At 70.7% G+C, this 21,735-nt stretch carries 19 protein-coding genes; 10 read left to right on the forward strand and 9 right to left on the reverse strand.

Annotated features, from left to right (window positions below):
- Positions 1-2: 2 nt before the first annotated feature.
- The 3 genes from ectB to OG303_RS37875 form a co-directional block, all read right to left on the reverse strand.
- Positions 3-1,274 carry a diaminobutyrate--2-oxoglutarate transaminase gene (ectB, locus tag OG303_RS37865; protein ID WP_405874231.1) on the reverse strand — a complete coding sequence of 424 codons (1,272 nt, stop codon included), beginning with the start codon at positions 1,272-1,274 and terminating at the stop codon, positions 3-5.
- A 58-nt stretch (positions 1,275-1,332) separates the two neighbouring features.
- The gene (gene ectA / locus OG303_RS37870) at positions 1,333-1,839 is read right to left on the reverse strand and encodes a diaminobutyrate acetyltransferase (protein ID WP_405874233.1); all 507 of its coding nucleotides are present in this window, start codon (positions 1,837-1,839) and stop codon (positions 1,333-1,335) included.
- A 386-nt stretch (positions 1,840-2,225) separates the two neighbouring features.
- Positions 2,226-3,326, reverse strand: a complete 1,101-nt coding sequence (locus tag OG303_RS37875; protein ID WP_405874234.1) for a pyridoxal-phosphate-dependent aminotransferase family protein — start codon at positions 3,324-3,326, stop codon at positions 2,226-2,228.
- A 186-nt stretch (positions 3,327-3,512) separates the two neighbouring features.
- Here OG303_RS37875 and OG303_RS37880 point away from each other — a divergent pair, with 186 nt between their 5' ends.
- The 10 genes from OG303_RS37880 (at position 3,513) to OG303_RS37925 (ending at position 15,294) form a co-directional block, all read left to right on the forward strand.
- Complete coding sequence (locus OG303_RS37880) at positions 3,513-4,364, forward strand: transporter substrate-binding domain-containing protein (RefSeq protein ID WP_405874236.1); 852 nt, start codon at positions 3,513-3,515, stop codon at positions 4,362-4,364.
- A complete protein-coding gene (locus OG303_RS37885) occupies positions 4,361-5,194 on the forward strand; it encodes an amino acid ABC transporter permease (protein WP_405874237.1) in 834 nt (277 codons plus the stop codon). The genes OG303_RS37880 and OG303_RS37885 overlap by 4 nt, the downstream gene beginning before the upstream one ends.
- Positions 5,191-5,988: an amino acid ABC transporter ATP-binding protein gene (locus OG303_RS37890; protein ID WP_405874239.1), complete on the forward strand. Its 798-nt coding sequence runs from the start codon at positions 5,191-5,193 to the stop codon at positions 5,986-5,988. Before OG303_RS37885 ends, OG303_RS37890 begins: the two co-directional genes overlap by 4 nt.
- A gap of 106 nt (positions 5,989-6,094) precedes the next feature.
- On the forward strand, positions 6,095-7,186 hold the full coding sequence (locus OG303_RS37895; RefSeq protein WP_405874241.1) for an amidohydrolase family protein: 1,092 nt from the start codon (positions 6,095-6,097) through the stop codon (positions 7,184-7,186).
- A gap of 244 nt (positions 7,187-7,430) precedes the next feature.
- The gene (locus OG303_RS37900; RefSeq protein WP_405874242.1) at positions 7,431-8,369 is read left to right on the forward strand and encodes an SCO1860 family LAETG-anchored protein; all 939 of its coding nucleotides are present in this window, start codon (positions 7,431-7,433) and stop codon (positions 8,367-8,369) included.
- A gap of 285 nt (positions 8,370-8,654) precedes the next feature.
- On the forward strand, positions 8,655-9,509 hold the full coding sequence (locus OG303_RS37905; protein ID WP_405874244.1) for an ABC transporter permease: 855 nt from the start codon (positions 8,655-8,657) through the stop codon (positions 9,507-9,509).
- Positions 9,506-10,393: a carbohydrate ABC transporter permease gene (locus tag OG303_RS37910; RefSeq protein WP_405874246.1), complete on the forward strand. Its 888-nt coding sequence runs from the start codon at positions 9,506-9,508 to the stop codon at positions 10,391-10,393. The genes OG303_RS37905 and OG303_RS37910 overlap by 4 nt, the downstream gene beginning before the upstream one ends.
- A 92-nt stretch (positions 10,394-10,485) precedes the next feature.
- Entirely contained in the window at positions 10,486-12,135 is a 1,650-nt protein-coding gene (locus OG303_RS37915) for a sugar ABC transporter substrate-binding protein (protein ID WP_405874247.1), read from the forward strand.
- Positions 12,136-12,178: 43 nt separating this feature from the next.
- Positions 12,179-13,240, forward strand: a complete 1,062-nt coding sequence (locus tag OG303_RS37920) for a LacI family DNA-binding transcriptional regulator (RefSeq protein WP_405874249.1) — start codon at positions 12,179-12,181, stop codon at positions 13,238-13,240.
- A 113-nt stretch (positions 13,241-13,353) separates the two neighbouring features.
- Positions 13,354-15,294 (forward strand): DUF2264 domain-containing protein, encoded by a 1,941-nt coding sequence (locus OG303_RS37925; protein ID WP_405874251.1) that lies wholly within the window; start codon positions 13,354-13,356, stop codon positions 15,292-15,294.
- Here OG303_RS37925 and cobC read toward each other — a convergent pair.
- The 6 genes from cobC to cobM are packed head-to-tail and all read right to left on the reverse strand — an operon-like array spanning position 15,236 to position 21,622.
- Positions 15,236-16,318 carry an Rv2231c family pyridoxal phosphate-dependent protein CobC gene (gene cobC, locus OG303_RS37930; RefSeq protein WP_405874253.1) on the reverse strand — a complete coding sequence of 361 codons (1,083 nt, stop codon included), beginning with the start codon at positions 16,316-16,318 and terminating at the stop codon, positions 15,236-15,238. The genes OG303_RS37925 and cobC overlap by 59 nt on opposite strands.
- Positions 16,308-17,234 (reverse strand): sirohydrochlorin chelatase, encoded by a 927-nt coding sequence (locus OG303_RS37935; protein WP_405874255.1) that lies wholly within the window; start codon positions 17,232-17,234, stop codon positions 16,308-16,310. Before OG303_RS37935 ends, cobC begins: the two co-directional genes overlap by 11 nt.
- Complete coding sequence (locus OG303_RS37940) at positions 17,231-17,845, reverse strand: precorrin-8X methylmutase (protein WP_405874257.1); 615 nt, start codon at positions 17,843-17,845, stop codon at positions 17,231-17,233. The genes OG303_RS37935 and OG303_RS37940 overlap by 4 nt, the downstream gene beginning before the upstream one ends.
- A complete protein-coding gene (gene cobJ / locus OG303_RS37945; protein WP_405874259.1) occupies positions 17,842-19,575 on the reverse strand; it encodes a precorrin-3B C(17)-methyltransferase in 1,734 nt (577 codons plus the stop codon). The genes OG303_RS37940 and cobJ overlap by 4 nt, the downstream gene beginning before the upstream one ends.
- Entirely contained in the window at positions 19,572-20,807 is a 1,236-nt protein-coding gene (cbiE, locus tag OG303_RS37950; protein WP_405874260.1) for a precorrin-6y C5,15-methyltransferase (decarboxylating) subunit CbiE, read from the reverse strand. Before cbiE ends, cobJ begins: the two co-directional genes overlap by 4 nt.
- On the reverse strand, positions 20,804-21,622 hold the full coding sequence (gene cobM, locus OG303_RS37955; RefSeq protein ID WP_405874262.1) for a precorrin-4 C(11)-methyltransferase: 819 nt from the start codon (positions 21,620-21,622) through the stop codon (positions 20,804-20,806). The genes cbiE and cobM overlap by 4 nt, the downstream gene beginning before the upstream one ends.
- Positions 21,623-21,735 lie beyond the last annotated feature (113 nt).

Here is a 21,735-nt window from a genome sequence, read left to right on the forward strand (position 1 = left end):
GGTCAGTTGGTTTCGCGTACGGCGCGGGCGAGGATGCTGAGTCCCTCGTCCATCTCCTCGGCCGTGATGGTGAGCGCCGGGAGGAGCTTGACGACCTCGCCCTCCGGGCCCGACGTCTCGATGAGCAGCCCGAGTTCGAAGGCGCGCCGCGCCACCCGGTTCGCGCGCTCCTTGTCGTGGAACTCCAGGCCCCACACGAGGCCGCGGCCGCGGTACTCCTTGACGTCGGCGAGGTTCTCCTCGGTGATGGCGACGAAGGCCTGCTCGACCTGCTCGCCGCGCTTCCGGGTCTGCTTCTCCATCGCGGACCCGTCCGCCCAGTACGCCTCCAGGGCGGCGGTGGCGGTGACGAAGGCGGGGTTGTTGCCGCGGAAGGTGCCGTTGTGCTCGCCCGGCTCCCAGATGTCCAGCTCGGGCTTGAACAGGCACAGAGACATGGGCAGTCCGTAGCCGCTGATCGACTTGGACACGGTGACGATGTCGGGCGTGATGCCGGCCTCCTCGAAGGAGAAGAAGGCACCGGTGCGGCCGCAGCCCATCTGGATGTCGTCGACGATGAGCAGCATGTCCTGGCGCTCGCACAGCTCGGACAGCGCCCGCAGCCACTGAGGGCGCGCGACGTTGATGCCGCCCTCGCCCTGCACGGTCTCGACGATCACGGCCGCGGGCTTGTTGAGCCCGGAGCCCTGGTCCTCGAGAAGCCGCTCGAACCACAGGAAGTCCGGGACCTGGCCGTCGAAGTAGTTGTCGAACGGCATCGGCGTGCCGTGCACCAGCGGAATCCCGGCGCCGGCCCGCTTGAAGGCGTTGCCGGTCACGGCGAGCGAACCGAGCGACATCCCGTGGAAGGCGTTGGTGAACGACACGATGGCCTCGCGCCCCTTCACCTTCCGTGCCAGCTTCAGGGCCGACTCCACGGCGTTCGTGCCCGTGGGGCCCGGGAACATGACCTTGTACGGCAGGTCGCGCGGCCGCAGCACCAGGTTCTGGAAGGACTCCAGGAAGGCGCGCTTGGCGGTGGTCGACATGTCGAGCCCGTGCGTGACGCCGTCCCGCTCCAGGTAGTCGATCAACGCCCGTTTCAGGACGGGGTTGTTGTGCCCGTAGTTGAGCGAGCCCGCCCCGGCGAAGAAGTCCAGGTACTCGTGGCCGTCCTCGTCGTACATGCGGCTGCCCTGCGCACGGTCGAAGACGGTGGGCCAGCCGCGGCAGTAGCTGCGCACCTCGGACTCGAGTGTCTCGAAGACGCTGAGGTCGGGCTGGGTGATGGTCACGACGAATCGCTCCTCGTTGTTGCGTGGGGGGAGTGCGTGGGGGTCGTCAGTGGGGCGGTCAGAGGGAGAGGGGACCGATGCGGTACAGGACCTCGGGGTCGTGCGGTCCGTCCGGGAACAGGCCCGCGTCGAACAGCACCTCGCGCTCCACGAGGGCACCGTGCCGCTCGGCGAACGAGCTGAACAGGCGCTCGGAGCCGGTGTTGCCCGGCGTGATGGTGGTCTCCACGGCGGTGATCCGGTGTGCGGCTCCGGCCCGCGCGACCACCCCGTCGAGCAGCGCCCCGGCGAGCCCGCGACCGCGGAACGCCTCGTCCACCGCGACCTGCCAGACGAGCAGGGTGCGTGGACGGTCCGGCCGCACGTACCCGGTGACGAAGCCGACCGGCTCCCCGCGTCCGTCGCGGGCCACCGCCGAGGTGGCGGCGAAGTCGCGACACCACAGGAGATAGCTGTACGACGAGTTCAGGTCGAGGGCCTTCGAGTCCTTGGCAATCCGCCACAACGCGGTTCCGTCCGAGACCTGCGGACGGTCGATGTGCAGATCTGCTTGCGCGGCAGTCATGCGAATTGAATTTACCGAGCGAAATTCAAAATTGCATCGTCGGTGAGGGTTACGAACGACCGGGCCCTGTGTTATCGCGCGGGCGCGGGCGGCCGCACGGATCCAGGGCGATAGCGCAGGTATTATCCGGAAAATAGGGGGCAAATCAACCGCGATGTGTAACGCGTCACAAGCATGTAACCCCCACGAGATCTGTCCGAATTCCCCCGGTTGACGTTCGCAGAATCTTTGCGTTTAGGTCGGGGAAAAGCGGGCAGAAGAATACGGGAAGCTGCGCCGAATTGAATTCAGAATTACACCCTGAGTTTATGCCCTGAATTAGGCGCCGGTTACTCCGTCGATGCGTTCTCGAAGGATGTCCGCGTGGCCGTTGTGCCGGGCGGTGGCTACCGCCAGTTGTCCTCCGCCGCCCGCCGGGCCCCTTCCGGATCCACCGTCAGCCCCCTCTCCGCCAGCGCGGCACCCAGCGCCGCCAGGCACCCCTGCACCACACCCACCGTCGCGTCGACCCCGTAGTGATTGACCCGAATCATCTCCTTGGCCAGCGCACCCCCGCCCGCCGCCAGCGGCAACGCGGGGTCCGACGACAGCGCCCGCGCCACCAACTCCGACGCGTCAACACCCGCCGGTGCCCGCAGAGTCGTAGCGACCGGCGCCGCCTCCCGGGCGTCGTGGACATACGGCTCCAGCCCGCCGCCCAAGGCCACCGCTCCGGCCCGAGTCGCCGCCGCGGCCGCCGCATGCCGAGCCATCACGGCTGCCGGCCCGAGCGTCTCGATCCGCTCGACACACGCCTCGAGCGCCAGCATCTCCAGCTGCGCCGGCGCATGCAGCAGTACCTTCCGCCCGCCGTCGACCCACCGCTCCTTCCAGTCCAGCAGCGAGAGATACGACCGCCGCGGCGCCCCCGCGTTCCCCGCCATCCGCGCCCACGCCCGCTCGCTCACCGACACCGCGGACACTCCCGCCGGCCCGCCCATCGCCTTCTGTGCCCCGATGACGCACAGGTCCACGCCCCACGCGTCCGGCAGCACGGGCTCCGCCCCGATCGAGGCGACGGCGTCCAGATAGAACAGCGCCCCCTGGTCCCGCACGACCTCCCCGATCTCCGCGACCGGATTGGTGTTGCCGGTCGCCGCCTCCGCATGCACCAGCGACACGAAGTCGATCTCGGGATGCTCGGCGAACGCGGCCCGGATCTGCTCGGCGGTGACGGCCGTGTGGAAGGGCACGGCGAGGTCGATCACCGTGGCCCCGCAGTCCCGCAGCCAGTTCCCGAAGGTCTGCCCGTACGGACCCGTGATCACGTTCAGCGCGACGGTCCCCGGCCCGGCGGTCCCGCGGATCGCCCCCTCCAGCGGCAGCAGTGCCTCGCCCTGCATGATCACGACGTCCTGCTCGGTGCCGAGCAGCCGCGCCACGCGGTCCTCGATCGAGGCGAAGTGCGCGGCGCTCAACGGGGGCAGATCGAGGAAGGGATGGGTCACGGCGGTGCTCTCTTCGTTCAAGAAGGTTCAGGAGTGGTCGACTCGGTCGAGGGTATCCGCCCCTCGTGACCCTCCCTCCACTTGCGACTTCTTAGGCCGGACAGCCCCGCAACCATCGGTTTGATTTGAGAGACCCAAACTTCTCCTTATAATCGGAACCCACAGTTCCCACACAGGAGGCCACCCGTGAAGACGTTCTCCGGGCGCCGGACCCGCATTCTGGCCGCCACCACAGCGACGGCCGGGCTGGTGCTCGTGGCCGCCTGCACGTCCACCGACAACGGCGGCAGCGGGAGCAAGACGGCCGCCGGTGGCGTCGAGCTCGTCAAGGCGGGACAGCTCACCACGTGCACGCACCTGCCGTATCCGCCCTTCCAGTCGGAGATCGACGGGAAGGTGCAGGGCTTCGACGTGTCGTTGATCGACCTCGTGGCCAAGGACCTCGGCGTGAAGCAGCAGATCCTCGACACGCCCTTCGAGAACTTCAAGACTGGCGCCTTCCTCAACTCCGGGGAGTGCGACCTGGCCGCGGCCGGCATGACCATCACCGCCGAACGCAAGAAGAACGTCGACTTCTCCGACCCGTACTTCGACGCCACCCAGGCGCTCCTGGTCGACAAGAACAGCAGCATCACCTCGCTCGCCGACGCGAAGGCCAAGAAGGTCAAGCTCGGCGCCCAGGCGCAGACCACCGGCGAGGACTACGCCAAGAAGCAGGGCTTCGACCCGGTCTCCTTCGAGTCCTCCGACGCGGTCCTCAACGGCCTGCGCGCCGGCCAGGTCAAGGCCGTCATCATCGACTACCCGGTCGTCCAGGGCTGGCTGAAGACCAAGGCCAACGCCGACGCCTTCAAGCTCGCCGGCAACATCAACACCGGTGAGCAGTACGGCTTCACGGTGAAGAAGGGCAACACCGAGCTCCGCGACGCCATCAACAAGGCGATCAAGGACGCGAAGGCCGACGGCACGTACAAGAAGCTGTACGAGAAGTGGATCGGCCCGTACGACCAGTCGGCCGCGTCGCCCTCCGCGTCATGACCCCCACGGGCGTACAACTCCAGCCTCGCAAAAAGGGACTGACCCGGAGTCAGAAGCGCAGCGTCTCGCGCGGCGCGCAGTACGTCGTCTTCGTCGCCGCCGTGATCGCCTTCGCGGTCTCGGCCGACTGGGGGCGGCTGAAGAACCAGTTCGCCCAGTGGAGCATCGCCCGGCAGATGTTCCCGGACGTCATCACACTGGCGCTGAAGAACACCGTGCTCTACACCCTGTCCGGCTTCGTCGTCGGACTGGCGCTCGGCATGGTGATCGCGCTGATGCGGCTGTCGTCCGTCGGCCCCTACCGCTGGCTGGCCGGCATCTACATCGAGATCTTCCGTGGCCTGCCCGCACTGCTGATCTTCATCTTCATCGGGGTCGCCGTCCCACTGGCCTTCCCCGGCACGGAGATCGTCGGCGGCACGTACGGCAAGGTGGCCCTCGCGCTCGGCCTGGTCGCCGCCGCCTACATGGCCGAGACGATCCGCGCGGGCATCCAGGCGGTGCCCAAGGGGCAGATGGAGGCGGCCCGTTCACTGGGCTTCTCGCCCGCCCGCGCCATGATCTCGATCATCGTCCCGCAGGCGTTCAGGATCATCCTCCCTCCCCTCACCAACGAACTCGTCCTCCTCTTCAAGGACTCCTCCCTCGTCCTGTTCCTGGGCGTCACCCTGGAGGAACGCGAACTGTCCAAGTACGGCCGCGACCTGGCCAGTACGACCGCCAACTCCACACCGATCCTGGTCGCCGGCCTGTGCTACCTGCTGGTCACGATCCCGCTCGGCTTCGTCGTACGCCGTATGGAGGCGAAGGCCCAGGAGGCCGTCAAATGACCGAGAAACCTCCTACGGCCGGCCCGGAGATCCAAGTACGCGGTCTGCACAAGTCGTTCGGCGACAACGAGGTCCTGCGCGGCATCGACCTGGAGATCGACCAGGGCGAGGTCGTGTGCGTCATCGGTCCGTCCGGCTCGGGCAAGTCGACGCTGCTGCGCTGCGTGAACCTCCTCGAACAACCCACCAAGGGTCAGGTCTTCGTGGGCGGCACCGAACTCACCGACCCCGACGTCGACATCGACGCCGTACGCCGCCGTATCGGCATGGTCTTCCAGCAGTTCAACCTCTTCCCGCACCTCACGGTGACCGAGAACCTCACGCTGCCGCAGCGCCGGGTGCTCGGGCGGGACAAGGCGGCGGCCGCCAGGGTGGCCGCCGAGAACCTGGAGCGGGTGGGCCTGTCGGAGAAGGCGGACGCCTACCCCGCCTCCCTCTCCGGCGGCCAGCAGCAGCGCGTGGCGATCGCGCGATCGCTGTCGATGGGCCCCGAGGTGATGCTGTTCGACGAGCCGACCTCGGCGCTCGACCCGGAGCTGGTGGGGGACGTACTCGCCGTCATGCGGATGCTGGCGCGCGAGGGCATGACGATGATGGTCGTCACCCACGAGATGACCTTCGCGCGCGAGGTCGCCGACCGGGTCGTCTTCATGGACGGCGGCGTGATCGTCGAGGACGGCCCGCCGGCCCAGGTCATCACCGCCCCGAGCCACGAACGCACCCGCCACTTCCTGTCCCGGCTCCTGGACCCCGCGATGGCCGAAGTGGAGGAGGACCAGGGCCGCGCCCCGTAGGTGCGCGGGGGTATCGACATGCGGCTTGGCCGCGTGGGCGCGACCAGCCACGATGCGACCGCAGCCGACGAACGGCCCTTCCCGCGCAGCGCATATCGTGCAGTACATGAGCGATCAGGCGGTGCTGCACGTAAAAGGGCGGGTCCTCGTCGGCCCCGATGACGTCCGCGACGAGCTGTGGGTGGTCGACGGCCGCATCTCCTACGACCGCCCGGCCCACGCCCGCGACACGCGCACGGTCGAAGGCTGGGCCCTGCCCGGCCTGGTGGACGCCCACTGCCATGTGGGCCTCGGCCCGCACGGCCCCGTCGAGCAGGACGTCGCCGAGAAGCAGGCGCTGACCGACCGCGAGGCGGGCACCCTCCTCATCCGCGACGCGGGCTCGCCCTCCGACACCCGCTGGATCGACGACCGCGAGGACCTCCCGAAGATCATCAGGGCCGGGCGGCACATCGCCCGCACCCGTCGCTACATGCGGGACTACGCCTGGGAGATCGAGCCGGACGAGCTGGTCGCGTACGTCGCCCAGGAGGCCCGCCGCGGCGACGGCTGGGTGAAGCTGGTCGGCGACTGGATCGACCGCGACCTCGGCGACCTGGCGCCCAGTTGGCCGCGGGACGCCGTCGAGGCGGCCATCGCCGAGGCCCACCGCCTGGGGGCCCGCGTCACCGCCCACTGCTTCGCCGAGAGTTCCCTGCGGGACCTGGTGGAGGCGGGCATCGACTGCATCGAGCACGCGACGGGCCTGACGGACGACCTGATCCCGCTCTTCGCCGAGCGGGGCGTCGCGATCGTCCCGACCCTCGTCAACATCGCGACCTTCCCCCGGCTCGCGGAGGGCGGCGAGGCCAGGTTCCCGCAGTGGTCGGCTCACATGCGCCGCCTGCACGAACGCCGTTACGACACCGTCCGCAACGCCTACGACGCCGGGATCCCGGTGTACGTCGGCACCGACGCGGGCGGTCACCTCGCCCACGGGCTGGTGGCCGGCGAGGTCGCCGAACTGGTCACCGCGGGCATCCCGACCATCGAGGCGCTGACGGCGACGACATGGGGCGCGCGGACGTGGCTCGGGCGCCCGGGGCTGGAGGAGGGCGCGGCGGCGGACCTCGTGGTGTACGAGGACGATCCGCGTATCGACGCACGTGTGTTGGCGACCCCGCGGCGGGTAGTGCTGAACGGGCGGGTTGTCGGCTAGTTGACGCGGTGCGCGCCGTCTCGTGCGCCGGTGTAGCAAGGGCGGCGTTGAGAAAGCCTTGCGGAAGCCCTGAGTTGGCTTGCGATTCTGCGGTCGGAAAGTGGACATCTGTGCCGCAGGATTCGAATACGTACACGGGAAACACACGTTGGGGTGAAGTGATGGTGGAGTGCCACCAGTTCACTCTTGGTGCGTAATTCTTGGCGCGTCCCAACTTGTTCTCCCTACAAGGAGTCCCCAAACCTTGAACGGCAACAACTTCCGCGTGCCCGCACGCCGCCTCGCCACCGTCGCGACGGCAGCGGCCCTGGCCGCCGGTCCCGCGGTCCTGGTCGGCGCGGGTTCCGCCCACGCGACCACCGACGGGGGTCGCGCGAGCGCCGTCGTCCTGCGCACCGGGCTCAACGTGTCCCTGCTCAACAAGACCGTGAACGTCCCCCTCGCGGTCTCCCTCAACCAGGTCGAGGCGCCGAACAGCGCCGAAAAGACCGCGCTGACCGCCAACCTGGACGGCGTGAACGGCGGAAAGCCCTTCAGCGTCCTGAGCGCGGACGTGGCGAAGTCGAAGGCGACCGTCACCGCCACGAAGGCCGAGGGCTACACCAACCTCGTCCACGCGAAGGTCCACGTCCCCGGTCTGCCCCTGCTGTCCCTCGTCGAGGTCGAGCAGGTCACCTCGAAGGCGACCTGCGAGGCCGGCCAGAAGCCGGTCGCCGACTCGAACGTGCTCGGCTCGGTGACCGTCCTCGGCAAGAAGGTCACCCTCAAGGCCGGCGGCACGACCGAGGTCAAGGTCCCCGCCGTCGGCGACGTGACCCTCGCCCTGTCGAAGACCGAGACCACGTCGCGCGCGGCAGCGGCCACCGCGCTCGAACTCAATGTGTCCGTCAACCCGTTGAAGCTCAACGTGGCCGACGTCAAGGGCACCGTGACCCTTGCGAAGGCGACCTGCGAGGCGCCGAAGGCGGCGGCCGGCCAGACGGGCGCGAGCGCGGACCCGACGGGTGACCCCGGTGACGCCACCGGCACCAGCGCCACCAGTGACACCAAGGCCCAGAGTGCGGGTACCAATCTCGCCGAGACCGGCGGCAGCTCCATGACGCCGTACATCGCGGGCGGGGCGGTCGCCCTGCTCGTCGCCGGCGGCGGAGCGGTGGCGCTGGCACGACGCGGCCGCGGCTGAACCGACAGGTGTCCTGACACCTGGACCGACAGCTGAACCGACAGCCCTGACAGATGGCGGAAGCCAGAGGCGGAAAGCCTTTTCTGTCAGGGCTGTTGACCGTCAACTGAAAACGTTTTAACTTCCCCTCACTCCGACTTCGAGACATGAGGGGGACCCGTGGCCGCTGTACTACGGGAACACGCAGGTACAGGGGAGGTGAGGGCGGCACGTCGTCGACCCGACGACGACCGTCCGCGACGAAAAGGTTTTCAGAGCCGCAGTTCACGCACCCTCGCCCTGCTCATGCTCCCCGGCCTCGCCTACTTCCTCCTGTTCCACTACGGCGCCCTGGCCGGCAACGTCATCGCGTTCAAGGAGTACGTGCCCTTCGACGGCCTCTGGGGCAGCCCCTGGGTGGGCCTCGGCAACTTCCAACGGATGTTCCAGGACGGGGAGTTCTGGTCCGCCGTCCTCAACACCCTCTGGATCGCGGCCCTCCAGCTCGTCTTCTACTTCCCGGTGCCGCTCGCCCTCGCCCTGCTCCTGCACAGCCTCACCTGGAGCAGCGTCCGCCGCTTCGTGCAGTCGGTGGTGTATCTGCCGCACTTCATCTCGTGGGTGATCGTTGTCGCCCTTTTCCAGCAGCTGCTCGGCGACACCGGACTGCTCAACTCCTCACTCGGCGGCATGGGTCTGCACACCGTCGACATCATCGGCAACCCGGACGCCTTCAAGCCGCTCGTCGTCGCCCAGGTGATCTGGAAGGACGCCGGCTGGGGCACGATCATCTTCCTCGCCGCGCTGGCGCAGGTCGACGAGCAGCAGTACGAGGCCGCCGCGATCGACGGTGCGGGCCCCTGGCGCCGCTTCTGGCACGTCACCCTGCCGGCCATCCGCCCGGTGATCGTGCTGCTGCTCATCATGCGGCTCGGTGACATCCTGTCCGTTGGCTTCGAGCAGATGCTGCTCCAGCGCGACGCGGTCGGCCCGGAGGCCTCCGAGGTCATCGACACCTTCGTCTACTACCAGGGCATCGTCGGCGGCGACTACGGATTCGCCGCGGCCGCGGGCCTGTTCAAGGGCGTCGTCGGCGCACTCCTCGTCTACGCCGCGAACAAGGTCGCCCACCGCCTCGGTGAACAGGGGGTCTACCGATGAGCGCCCATGCCCGGCCCGGCTGGATGGAGAAGCCGAGGCCCGTCACCCAGGCGGGGAAGGCCGTCGCGCTCGCCGCCGTCGTGCTCCTGGTCTGTGTGCCGTTCCTGGTGATCGTCTCGACCTCCCTCGCCTCCACCGACGAGGTCGTGGCGGGCGGCGGCTGGGTCCTGTGGCCCACCGACCCGTCCCTGAAGGCCTACCGGGACATCCTCGACGGCGGCATCGTCACCCACGCCCTCGGCGTCAGCGCCGGCGTCACGATCATCGGCACCCTGCTCAGCCTTGCCTGCACAGTGACCCTCGCCTACGCCCTCTCCCGCCCCGGCGTCTTCGGCGGCAAACCGGTGCTGCTGCTCGTCCTGTTCACGTTCCTCTTCCCGCCCGGCATGATCCCGAGCTTCCTGCTGGTCAAGGAGCTGGGTCTGCTGGACAACTACGGATCGCTGATCCTCCCGGTGCTCGTGAACGTCTTCAACCTGGTCGTCCTGCGCGGCTTCTTCCAGGGCATCCCCGAGGAGTTGTACGAGGCCGCACGGCTGGACGGTGCGGGGGACTGGCGGGTGCTGTGGTCGGTTGTCCTGCCGCTGTCCAAGGCCGCGTCGGCCGTCGTCGGCCTCTTCTACGCGGTGGCGTACTGGAACTCCTGGTTCTATGCCTCGCTCTACCTGGAGAGCGACCACTGGCCCCTCCAACAGGTCCTGCGCACCTATGTGGTGGCCGGTTCCGGGCTCACCGACGCGACCACAGGCGAGGGCACGGTCACCGCACCGCAGACCGTGCAGATGGCGGTCCTGGTGATCGCCACCGTGCCGATCCTGATCGTCTATCCCTTCCTGCAGAAGTACTTCACCAAGGGCGTGCTCACCGGCGCCATCAAGAGCTGAGCTCCAACCGGTGCCGGCAGACCGGTAGGAGCCGACAGCCCAGCAAAAGCTGACAGTCCATCAAGAGCCGCGTGTAGAAAGGCGACCTGCTCATGCCCAGCATGTCCCGACGCACCCTCCTGCGCTCCATGGCGGTGGGCGGCGCAGCACTCTCCGCCCCCGCCCTGCTGACCGCCTGCTCCACCAGCTCCGGCGACAGCGACATCTCCAACGCCGGCAAGAAGCTCGCCCCCTGGCCCGACTACCGTCCTGCGAAGGGTCCCCAGCCGGACCTGGCCCCCACCGAGGCCGGAGTCCAGGCCGGTTACACCGCCTACCCCTCCGACCTCGTCCAGTCCGTTTCCCGCACCCCGGGCGACGGCTCGACCGTCAAGGTCATGTCGGTGTCCTTCGGCACACCCCCGAAGCCCGCCTCCGCCAACAGGTTCTGGGCCGCCGTCGAGAAGGCGCTCGGCGTGAAGATCGAGTACACGATCATCTCCCAGGCCGACTACCAGAAGAAGATGGCCACGGTGATGGCCGGGGACGCCGACACGCTGCCGGACATCATCAACCTGTTCTCCGGGTTCGTGCTGCCCCGCGAGGCCCAGTTCGTGCAGCGTCGCGCCGAGGACCTCACGCCGTACCTGTCGGGCAGTGCCGTCGCCGACTACCCCAACCTGGCCAACATCCCGACCCACGCCTGGCGCGACATGGGCCGTATCGGCGGTCGCATCTACGGCATCCCGTTGGAACGCCCGCTGCCCGGCTCCACGCTCTGGATCAACCAGGGCATGTTCAGCGACGCGGGCATGAAGGAGGGCTGGACGTCCGACGACTTCGCCGCCGTGACGAAACAGGCGACCAGCGGTCGTACGTACGCCCTCGGGGCCGCTCAGGGCTCGCTGTTCGGCAACGCCGTGCACTCCGCCGCGCACAACGCGCCGCAGGGCTGGTCCGTCACCAAGAACGGCACGTTCGAGCCGGGGTACGCCGACGAGCGTTACAGGGCCGCCATCGCCTTCCAGTCGGGGCTGCGCAAGGCCGGCTCGTACTACCCCGACTCCACGTCCGTCTCCCAGATCGACCTGACCACCCTCTACTACAACGGCACCGTCGGCTCCATGCAGGACGGCTTCGGCGCCTACCTGCCCAAGTACCTCGAGTCGCAGGGCAAGTTGTCCCCGGCCGCGGCGCTGCCCTACAGCGTGGACGGCGAGCCCGGCGGAATCGTCGCCGCCCGCCGCTCCTTCGGCTACACCATCCTCAAGAAGGCGAAGAAGGAGCGCATCCAGCTGCTTCTGCGCATCCTCGACCACCTCGCCGCCCCCTTCGGCAGCAAGGAGTGGGAACTCGTCCACTACGGTGTTGAGGGCACCCACTTCACCCGCGGCAAGGACGGCTCCCCGGAGCCCACCAAGCTCGGTGACGTCGAGAACAACACCAACCTGCCGTTGAAGTACCTTGCCGAAGGCCCCCAGGTGCTCTTCGTGCCGGGTCTGCCGGACGCCGTACGGGCCTTGCACACCTGGCAGCAGAAAACGGTGCCGCACGCCATCCGCAACGCCTCCTTCGGCCTGCAGTCCGCCACGAACAACTCCCAGGGCACGACCCTGAAGGCGCTGCTCGACGACACCGTCACCGGGATCGTCGCGGGCCGGCTGACCCTTTCGGAGTGGGACGCGACCGTGAAGAAATGGCGTGCCCGGGGCGGCGACAGAATGGCCGAGGAGTACGCGAAGGACTATGCGGCCAACAGGTGAACCGCCGCTGGTGGCAGAGGGGACACGGGGGATGGGAGACGGCATGGCGGGCAGGGGACGGGTCACGATCCGGGAGGTCGCCGAGCGGGCGGGCGTGTCCATCGCCACGGCCTCGCGTGCACTGAGCGGCAACCATCCGGTGCCGCCTGCCACCGCGGCCCGTGTCCTGCGTGCCGCTCGCGAGCTCGACTATGTCGCCAACGCGCATGCCCGCGCCCTGGTGGGCGGCGGTCGCAAGATGGCCGCGGTCGTGGTCCGCCAGGTCACCAGTCCCTTCTACGCCCAGGTCGCCGAGGGTGTGGAGGCCGAGGCCGCCGACCGGGGGTGGCTGTGCGTGGTCGGTGCGACCGGCGGGGATCCGCAGCGTGAGATGGAGTTCGTGCAGCTGATGCGGGAGGAGGGGGCGCGGCTGGTGATCCTCGTCGGAGGGGTGGTGGAGGACGACGCGTATCGCTCGCGCGTGGCGCACTATGCCCAGGCGCTCGACGCGACCGGCGCCCGCCTGGTGTTGTGCGGGCGGCCCGCGCCGGATCCCGAGATCCCCGCTCTCGTCGTCGAGTTCGACAATGAGGCGGGGGCTCGTGCGATCACCGGGCATCTGTTGTCTGCCGGTCATCGCCGGATCGTGTTCCTCGGCGGGTTGCCCGGTAACACCGCGCTCGATGCACGGGTTGCGGGGTATCGGGCCGCGCTTGCCGAGTACGGGTTGTCCCCGGCGGCCGCGCGGGTCGTCGACTGTGGCCTCGGTCGCGCGGCGGGCCTGCGGGCCATGGGCGAACTCCTCAAGGAGACAAGGGAGTTCACCGCCGTCGTCGCCGGGGACGACATGGTCGCGGCGGGTGTGCTGCGCGCTGTTGCCGATGCGGGGCTTGTCGTCCCGGACGACATCTCGGTCGTCGGGTACAACGACATTCCGCTCGCCGAGGACTTCAATCCGCCGTTGACGACTGTTCGTACGCCTGCGGAGGAACTCGGCCGGGCGGCCGTGCGTATCGCTCTGCGCGACCCTGAACACGCCGGTGGCAGGCACCACTTGCTCGGTACTCACATCGTCGTGCGCCGAAGCGTCGCTGGGCCGGAAAGGCTGTCGGGCGACTGCGGGTGAGTTGTGGGTGGTCGCGCCCACGCGGCGGAGCCGCATATCGATCAAGCCCCGCGCCCCTTTGGGGCGCGTTGCTCCTGCCCGGCATCTGATCAACACGGAGGACTCACCACCGCATGACCGCGCCCGACGTGTCGCTCCCCGGCCCGAAGCACCTGCCCGACCTTCCGCCTCCGGACCCGGTGGTCTCGCCCCTCACCGGCTGGACCCGCGCCCACTGGGAGGTGCTCGCCGACCGTCTCCTCGACGGCCTGCTTCCTTACGCCTCCCCGGGCTTCGCCCAGTACCGTCCGCCCGGTCCGCCCAGCCACTCCGGTCCTTGGTCGGACGGGCTGGAAGGGTTCGCCCGCTCCTTCCTCCTCGCCGCCTTCCGTATGGCCGGCTCCGGAGGACGCGTCGGCCCCGCCCTCATCGAGCGGTACGCCACAGGACTCGCCGCCGGTACCGACCCGCACCATGCCGAACGCTGGCCGCCCATCACCGACCGGGCGCAGCCGATGGTCGAGGCGGCTTCCGTCGCCATCGGCCTGCATGAGTCTCGGCTCTGGCTGTGGGACCAGCTCGATGACCGCGTACGCGAGCAAACCGTCCACTGGCTCGGTGACTTCGTCGGTGCCGACGTCAACGACTCCAACTGGCGGCTGTTCCAGGTCATCGTCGAGGAGTTCCTCGCCTCGGTCGGCGCCCCGTACCGCCGCGCCGAGATCGACGCCGGGCTCGCCCGGTTGGACGACTGGTACCGGGGTGGCGGCTGGTACACCGACGGGGACGGGCGGAAGTTCGACTACTACAACGCCTGGGCGCTGCACCTGTATCCGGTGCTGTGGGCGCGGATCGCGGGCCCGCGCGCGGACGCGGACACGGTGGCGCGACACCGCGTCCGGCTGCGTGAATTCCTCGGCGTCCACCAGCACTTCTTCGGTTCCGACGGGGCTCCGGTCCATCAAGGCCGGTCCCTCACCTACCGGTTTGCAGCCGCCGCCCCGTTGTGGGCCGGTGTCCTGGCCGACGCCACGCCGTTGCCGCCCGGCCGCACCCGGCGCCTCGCCTCGGGCGCCCTGAAGCACTTCGCCGAACGCGGGGTGCCCGACGAGCGGGGCCTGCTCACGCTCGGCTGGTACCGGCCCTTCCTCCCCGTCACCCAGCGTTACTCGGGCCCCGCCTCCCCGTACTGGGCGAGCAAGGCCTTCCTCGGCCTGCTGCTGCCCGAGAGCCATCCGGTGTGGACGGCACCCGAAGAGCCCGCGCCCGTCGACACCGCCGATGTCCGCGTGGCCCTGCCCGCTCCCGGCTGGCTACTGCACTCCACCGCCGCCGACGGGATCGTCCGGCTCGTCAACCACGGCAGCGACCGGCTTCCGCCCCCGCCCGCGACCGAGGAGGACAGTCCGCACTACTCCCGCCTCGCCTACTCCAGCGCGACGGCCCCCGAGACGCCCGGCCCCGACAACCACCTCGCGCTGCTCGCGCCCGACGGCACCCCTTCCCGGCGCGGTCGCATCCAGCCCCTGGGCGCCGAGGGCCGCCGCGCCGCTTCCCGGCACGGCGACAGCAGTGGCTGCGGCAGCGGCATCGAGACGGTCAGTGTGGTGCACGGTCCGTGGGAGGTGCGGGTGCATCGCGTCGACGCACGGACCAACACGCCGGTACGGGAGGGGGGTTGGGCGGTCGCTGACGACTTTGCCCCGCCGGTTGCCCTTACCGGACCGGGCACGGCGCTGGTCCGCCGCGCCGACGGACTCACCAGCGCGATCGTCGGTCTGTACGGCTGGAGCGACGCCGAGGGCACGGTCGTGCATGCTGTCGGCACCAACGCCGTCGGACACCGTTCGGCGACGCCCTGCCTTGAACTGGCCCACGGCGCACGGTTGTTGGTGACCCTGGTCGTCCTGACCGCCGACCAGGACGTCCCGCTCACGGGAGCGGGCGCGAACGTCGACGGCGACGGAACCGTGGAGATCCGCTTCCCGGACGGCACTCTCGAGCGGGTGCCGCCGGTCAGCGTCGCGACGACGCCAGGGTCAGTGCCTGGTCCAGCGCCTGGAGGAAGGAGTTGACCGTCGCCCGGTCCCGCACCGCCAGCCGCAGCCACTGCTCGTCGAGCCCCGGGAAGGTGTCTCCTCGTCGTACGGCGAAGCCCAGGTCCCGCAGGTGCCGTCGCACGGCCGCCGCCCTCGGCACTCGTACGAGGACGAAGGGACCCTCGGCCGGTTCCGCGAGCCGCAGCCCGTCCGAGGCGAACTCGCTGAGCCCGGCGACGAGATGGGCCCGGTCCGCGGCGATGCGGTGGGCCGCGTGCGCCGCCTCGGCCAGCGCCTGCGGCCCCATGCAGGCCTCGGCGGCGGCCAGCGCGGGCGTGGACACCGGCCACAGGGGCTGGGCGCGTTCCAGGTCGGCAATCGTCTCGGGGGCGGCCAGGACGTAGCCGATGCGGAGTCCTGCCAGCCCCCAGGTCTTGGTCAGGCTGCGCAGGACCACGAGCCCCGGCACGTCCGTCCGGCCGGCCAGCGCCTCGCGCTCACCCGGCACCGCGTCCATGAACGCCTCGTCGACGACCAACGTCCGCCCGGGGCGGGCGAGTTCGGCGATGGACGCGACAGGGTGGAGGACGGACGTCGGGTTCGTCGGGTTGCCGATCACCACCAGATCCGCGTCCTCGGGGACCGCCGCCGGGTCCAGCCGGAAGCCGTCCTCCTCCCGCAGCAGCACCCGGCCCACCGTGTGGCCCGCGTCCCGCAGCGCCGCCTCCGGCTCCGTGAACTGGGGGTGGACCACGACCGGTTGACGCACTTTCAGAGCCCGGGCCAGCAGCACGAAGGCCTCGGCCGCGCCCGCCGTCAGCAGCACCCGCTCCACCGGAAGACCGTGCCGCGCCGCCACCGCCGCGCGCGCGGCCCGGCCGTCCGGATAGGCCGCGAGCGAGCCGAGCGAACCGGCGACGCGCTCGCGCAGCCAGGCCGGAGGAGTGCCGGAGCGGACGTTCACGGCCAGGTCGACGAGCGCCGAACCGTCGTCCCGTACCTCCGCGTCACCGTGGTGGCGCAGGTCGTGGGTGCCGTCGGTGTTCCCCTCAATGCGCATGGGCGTGTCCGTCGTGGTGGTGATGGCCGTGGTGGTGATGGTGGCCGTCGTCGTCCGGGTGGAAGTGCGGCTGCTGCGGCAGCCCCACCTTGTCCTCGAAGCCGGGCAGCGCGATTCGGTACACGCACGAGTCGCAGTTCATCCGCAGGTCGCCCTTGACGGCTTCCTCGTACCGCTCCAACACCAGGTCGAGCAGCTCCGGTTCCGGACCGATGACGTCCGCGGACCGCACCTCGATCTCCGGGTGCGCGGCCGCCCAGCCCTCGGTCTGCTGCCGCACCCGGTCCGGCAGGATGCCGGTGAAGAGGAAGTACGGGAGGACCACGATCCGTTCGGCGCCCAGCTTGACGCACCGGTCCAGGCCGCTGGGCACGTCAGGTGCCGCCAGCGACACGAACGCCGTCTCCACGCCCGCGTATCCGCGCCCTTCCCACAGCAGCCGCGCCGCCTTGTGCACCTCGGCGTTGGCGTCCGGGTCGGTGGAGCCGCGGCCGACGAGCAGCACGGTCACGTCCGCCCGGTCCTGCGGGGTGCGCGCGGTCCCTCCGAGCGCCTCGTCCAGCCGTCGCTCCAGGACCGACAGCAGCGAGGGGTGCGGGCCCAGCGGGCGCCCGTAGGTGTACGAGATCCCCGGGTGCCGTTCCTTCTCGCGGGACAGCGCCGCCGGGATGTCCCCCTTGGCGTGCCCGGCGGACACCAGCATCAGCGGCACGGCGGCGAACCTGCGGACACCCCGCGCCACCAGTCCCGAGACGGCCTCGCCCAGCGGCGGCGCGGACAGCTCGATGAAGCCGCCCGCGACGGGCATGTCGGACCGGAGCTGCAGCTGCCGTACGAAGTCGCGGAACGCCTCGGCTCCGGCGTCGTCCCGGGTGCCATGACCGGCGATGAGCAGGGCGGGCGGCGGGGTGGTCACGATTTCTCCTCGGACTGTGAGTCTGACGGTGCGGCGGGATGCGAAACGGGGTGATACAGCAGGGCGTTGAGCGCGGCGGCGGCGACCGCCGACCCGCCCTTCTCGGACACGTTGCTGACGGCGGGCAGCCCGCTCTCGCGCAACGCGGCCTTGGACTCGACCGCGCCGACGAAGCCGACGGGCAGCCCGATGACGAGGGCCGGGGCCGCGTCCAGGGCCAGCAGTTCCTCCAGCGCGGTCGGAGCGTTGCCGATCACCCAGAGGGCGCCGGGCCCGACCTGCTCGTGGGCGAGCCGGATCGCGTGCGCCGAACGGGTCAGCCCGGGACCGGACTCGGCGTCCCTGAGCCGGCAGACGGTCTCCCGCCGGGTGATCCCGGCGCCCACCATCTCGACGTCGACGACCACGGGCGCCCCGGCGTGCAGCGCGACGTGCGCCTTCTCCAACTGCCCCTCGTCCAGCACGAGATCGCTCGCGTAGTCGAGGTCGGCGGCGGAGTGGATGACCCGCTCCACCACCGCGCGCGTCAGCGGCGGGAAGTGCGAGGTGTCCAGGCGGGCACGCAGCCGCCGGTAGGACTCCTGCTCGATCGGGTGGACCACACGGTTCACTGGGCGCCCTCCTGTTCCTGCCCCGCGGCGGAGCCGCTCGTCGATGCGGCCTCCTGCCAGCGGTAGCCGCGCGGCGTCACCATGCGCCCCGCGATCCGCCGGGTCGCCGTGTTGCCCACGGTCACGACCGTCATCATGTCGACCGTCGCCGGGTCGAGCGAGGCCAGGGACGTCACCCGGCTGGATTCGTCCGGCCGCGACGCGTTGCGTACGACACCGACCGGCGTCGTCGGCTCCCGGTGCTCGGCGAGGATCGCCAGGGCCTTCGGCAGCTGCCAGTCCCGGCCGCGGGAACGGGGGTTGTAGAAGGTGACCACGATGTCCGCCTCGGCCGCCGCGCGGACGCGTCGCTCGATGACCTCCCACGGCGTGTGCAGATCGGAGAGGCTGATCGACACGTGGTCGTGCCCGAGGGGCGCACCGAGGATCGCCCCGGCCGCGAGCGCGGCGGTGACGCCGGGAACGCCGATCACGTCGATGTCGTCGGACGCCTCGGCGAGGGCGGGGGAGGCCATGGCGTACACGCCCGCGTCCCCGCTGCCGATCAGCGCGACGGCCTGTCCCTTCCGGGCCTCGGCCACCGCGGTCCGCGCCCGCTCCTCCTCGGCGCCGAGCCCCGACTCCAGGATCCGGGTGCCGGGCCGCAGCAGGTCGCGGATCTGGTCGACGTACTGGTCGAGCCCGACGAGCACCGAGGCGCGCCGCAGTTCGGCCTCGGCGCGCGGGGTGAGCAGATCGCGGGCGCCGGGACCGAGCCCGACCACCGCGAGCCGCCCGCGCCCCGGACGCCGTACGACGGCACAGGTCGCCATCGCCGGCTGCCCGTCCGCCCGCTCGGACTTCCGCTTGGGGACGAGGAGTTCACCGCCGCGCGCGAGTGCGGAGGCCTCCGCGACGGAAGGGGTGCCCACGGCGGCGAGGGGAGCCTCGGAGGGGTTGGGGACATCGACCGTCGCCAACTCCTCGGCGGAGTACGTCACTACGGGCACCCCGAGCCGCGCGGCCGCCTCGACGATGCCGGGCTCCTCGCGCTTGGCGTCCACGGTGGCGAGCTCGGCGACGCTACGAGGCGACAGTCCCGCGTCCCGCAACGCGCCCTCGACCAGCCCGAGCACCTCCTCGACCGGGGCGCCCTTGGACGCACCGACACCGACGACGAGGGTCGGCGGGCGGAGCAGCACCTCACCGGCGGACGGTTCGACCGCACGGTCCGTCAGCCGGACGGTGTGCGCGCCCTGCGCTGCGAAGGGCACGGGAGGCAGCGGCCACGCCACCTCGGCGTCCAGGACGACCGGCTCTCCGTCCAGCAGGGTCCGCGTCACGCCGGCGACGTCGCCCTCCACCGGGAGACCGAGCGTGTCCAGACCGGGGATGCCGACGGCGTCCGTAGCCGTGGTGACGACAGGCTCGGCACCCAGCAACTCACCCACCCGCTCGGCGAGTTCGTTGGCGCCGCCGCCATGCCCACCGACCAGCGACACGGCGAACCGCCCGCCCTCGTCGACGCACACCACACCGGGGTCGGACGCCTTGTCGCCGAGCAGCGGCGCCACGAGCCGTACGACGGCTCCGGTCGCCAGGAAGCACACGAGCTGCTCGCACTCCGCGAACGCGGCGCGTACGGCGTCCTTGACGGGACCCTCGTACACGCGCGTGCGGTCCGGCCACGCCGCGGCCAGCCGGTCGCGCGCCGCCGCCCCCGCCGCGGTGGCGGAAATGAGGCCGATCACAGGGCAACTCCCTCTCGATACACGGGGTTTCTGACACCCCACAGCAGGAAAACCGGATTGGTCGCCGCGAGCCGGGTCACGTCCCCCGGCAGCGGTGCGAGCCGGGACGACTGCAGCAGCACCCCGTCGCAGTCGAACCCGGCACCGGTGAGCGCGGTGCGCACCGCGGGCACCCGGTCCAGCGCGGCCATGGCGACCACGACCGTCCGCCGGGCCCGCCGCGCACACGCGCCGACGATGTCGGGCAGCTCGCGCCCCCCGCCGCCGACGAACACGGCGTCGGGATCGTCGAGTTCGGACAGCACCGCGGGCGCCGCCCCGTGCACCACGTGCACGTCGACGCCGTGCGCACCCGCGTTGGCGCGGATCCGCTCCACCCCGTCCGGGGCCTTCTCGACCGCGCTGACGGCGGCGCCGAGGCGTGCGCACTCCACGGCCACGGATCCCGAGCCGGAGCCGACGTCCCAGACCAGGTCGCCGGGGCGCGGCCCGAGCCGGGCCAGCGCCAGGGCCCGTACCTCGAACTTGGTGATCATCGAGTCGCGGTGCGCGAAGTCGCCCTCGTCCAGCGCCCACTTGTCGGGCCGTGCGGCCCCCGCGAGCGTCCGTACGGGACCGAGCGTCCGCGTCTCGTCCAGGCACAGGACGACACTCACCGCCGTACCCCAGTCGCGGCCCGCGGCCTCGGCGGGGGAGACCCGCTCCAGGCGCTCGTCCCCGGAGCCCAGCGCGGAGGCGACGACGAGGACCCGGCCGGGCGCGCTGCGGGCCAGCGCGGCGCCCAACTCGGCGGGCCCGGCACCGGGCCCGGTCAGCACGGCGACCTTCGGATGCGCCCGGCACACATGGAGGGCCGTCCGCGAATCCCGCCCGTGCGCGCTGACCACGACCGCGTCGTCCCAGGTCAGCCCCAGCCGGGCGAAGGCGGTGGCGACGGACGAGACACCGGGCCGCACGTCCAGGCGATGCGCACCGAACCGCTCGGCCAGCGCCCGCACGATCCCGAAGAACCCGGGATCCCCGGAGGCCAGCACGACCACGCGCCGGTCCTTGCCGACGTACTCCTCCATGGCGTCCAGGGCGGGCGCCAGCGGCCCGAGGACGATCCGCTCGGCGTCCTCGGGCAGCGGTACGGCGTCCAAGTGCCGTCGCCCGCCCACGACGAGCTCGGCCCCCGCCACCGCATCGAGCGGAACCGGCGTGCCCGTCCCCGTGCCGACCACCGTGATCACGTACTGGCACCCCGCGCGCGCAGGGCCCTGCGGGCCTCCGGGTCGGCCTTTCGGTAGCCGTGGAAGTGGCCGGGGTGGTACAGGTGCGAGCGCGTGCCCTCGGCGTCCAGCGCCGGGCCGACCAGGAAGAGGGTGTGCTTCCAGAGCTTGTGCTCCTTGACCGTCTCCTCCAGCGTCGCGATCGTGCACCGCACGACCAGTTCCTCGGGCCAGGTCGCCTGGTAGGCGACGACGACCGGAGTGGAGGTCGGGTAGCCGCCCTCCAGCAACTCCCGCACCAACTGACCGCTCCGCGCGGCCGACAGGAAGATCGCCATGGTGGTGCCGTGCTTGGCGAACTCCCGCACCTCCTCCCCGGGCGGCATCGGTGTCTTGCCGCCGCCGAGCCGGGTGAGGACGACGGACTGCGCGACCTCCGGGATGGTCAACTCGCGCTGCGCGAGCGCGGCGACGGCCGAGAAGGCGGACACACCGGGCACGATCTCCGTCTCGATGCCGATCCGCGCACACCGGTCGAGCTGCTCCTGGGTCCCGCCCCAGAGGGCAGGATCACCGGAGTGAATCCGGGCGACCCGCAGGCCTTCGGACCGGGCCCGCCGGTAGACGTCGACCACGTCCTCCAGCGACATCGTCGCCGAGTCGAGGATCTCCGCGTCCTCGCGCGCGTGCTCGAGGACCTCCGCCTGGACCAGGCTCGCGGCCCAGATCACGACGTCGGCCTCGGCGATGGCGCGCGCGGCACGGAACGTCAACAGGTCGGCGGCGCCGGGGCCGGCACCGACGAAGGTCACCTTGCCGGTGGGGGCATCGGCCATGGGAAAGGTCCTCTCTGGTAAATCTCTTGGTCCTGCAGATGCTGCGTTTTACGGGTGCCGCGTCCTACGAGAGCGGCGGATGTTGCTGTCGGATGTGCGTGAACGAGGGTTGA

The sequence above is a fragment of the Streptomyces sp. NBC_00005 genome (assembly GCF_045160215.1).
Classification (GTDB): Bacteria; Actinomycetota; Actinomycetes; order Streptomycetales; family Streptomycetaceae; genus Streptomyces.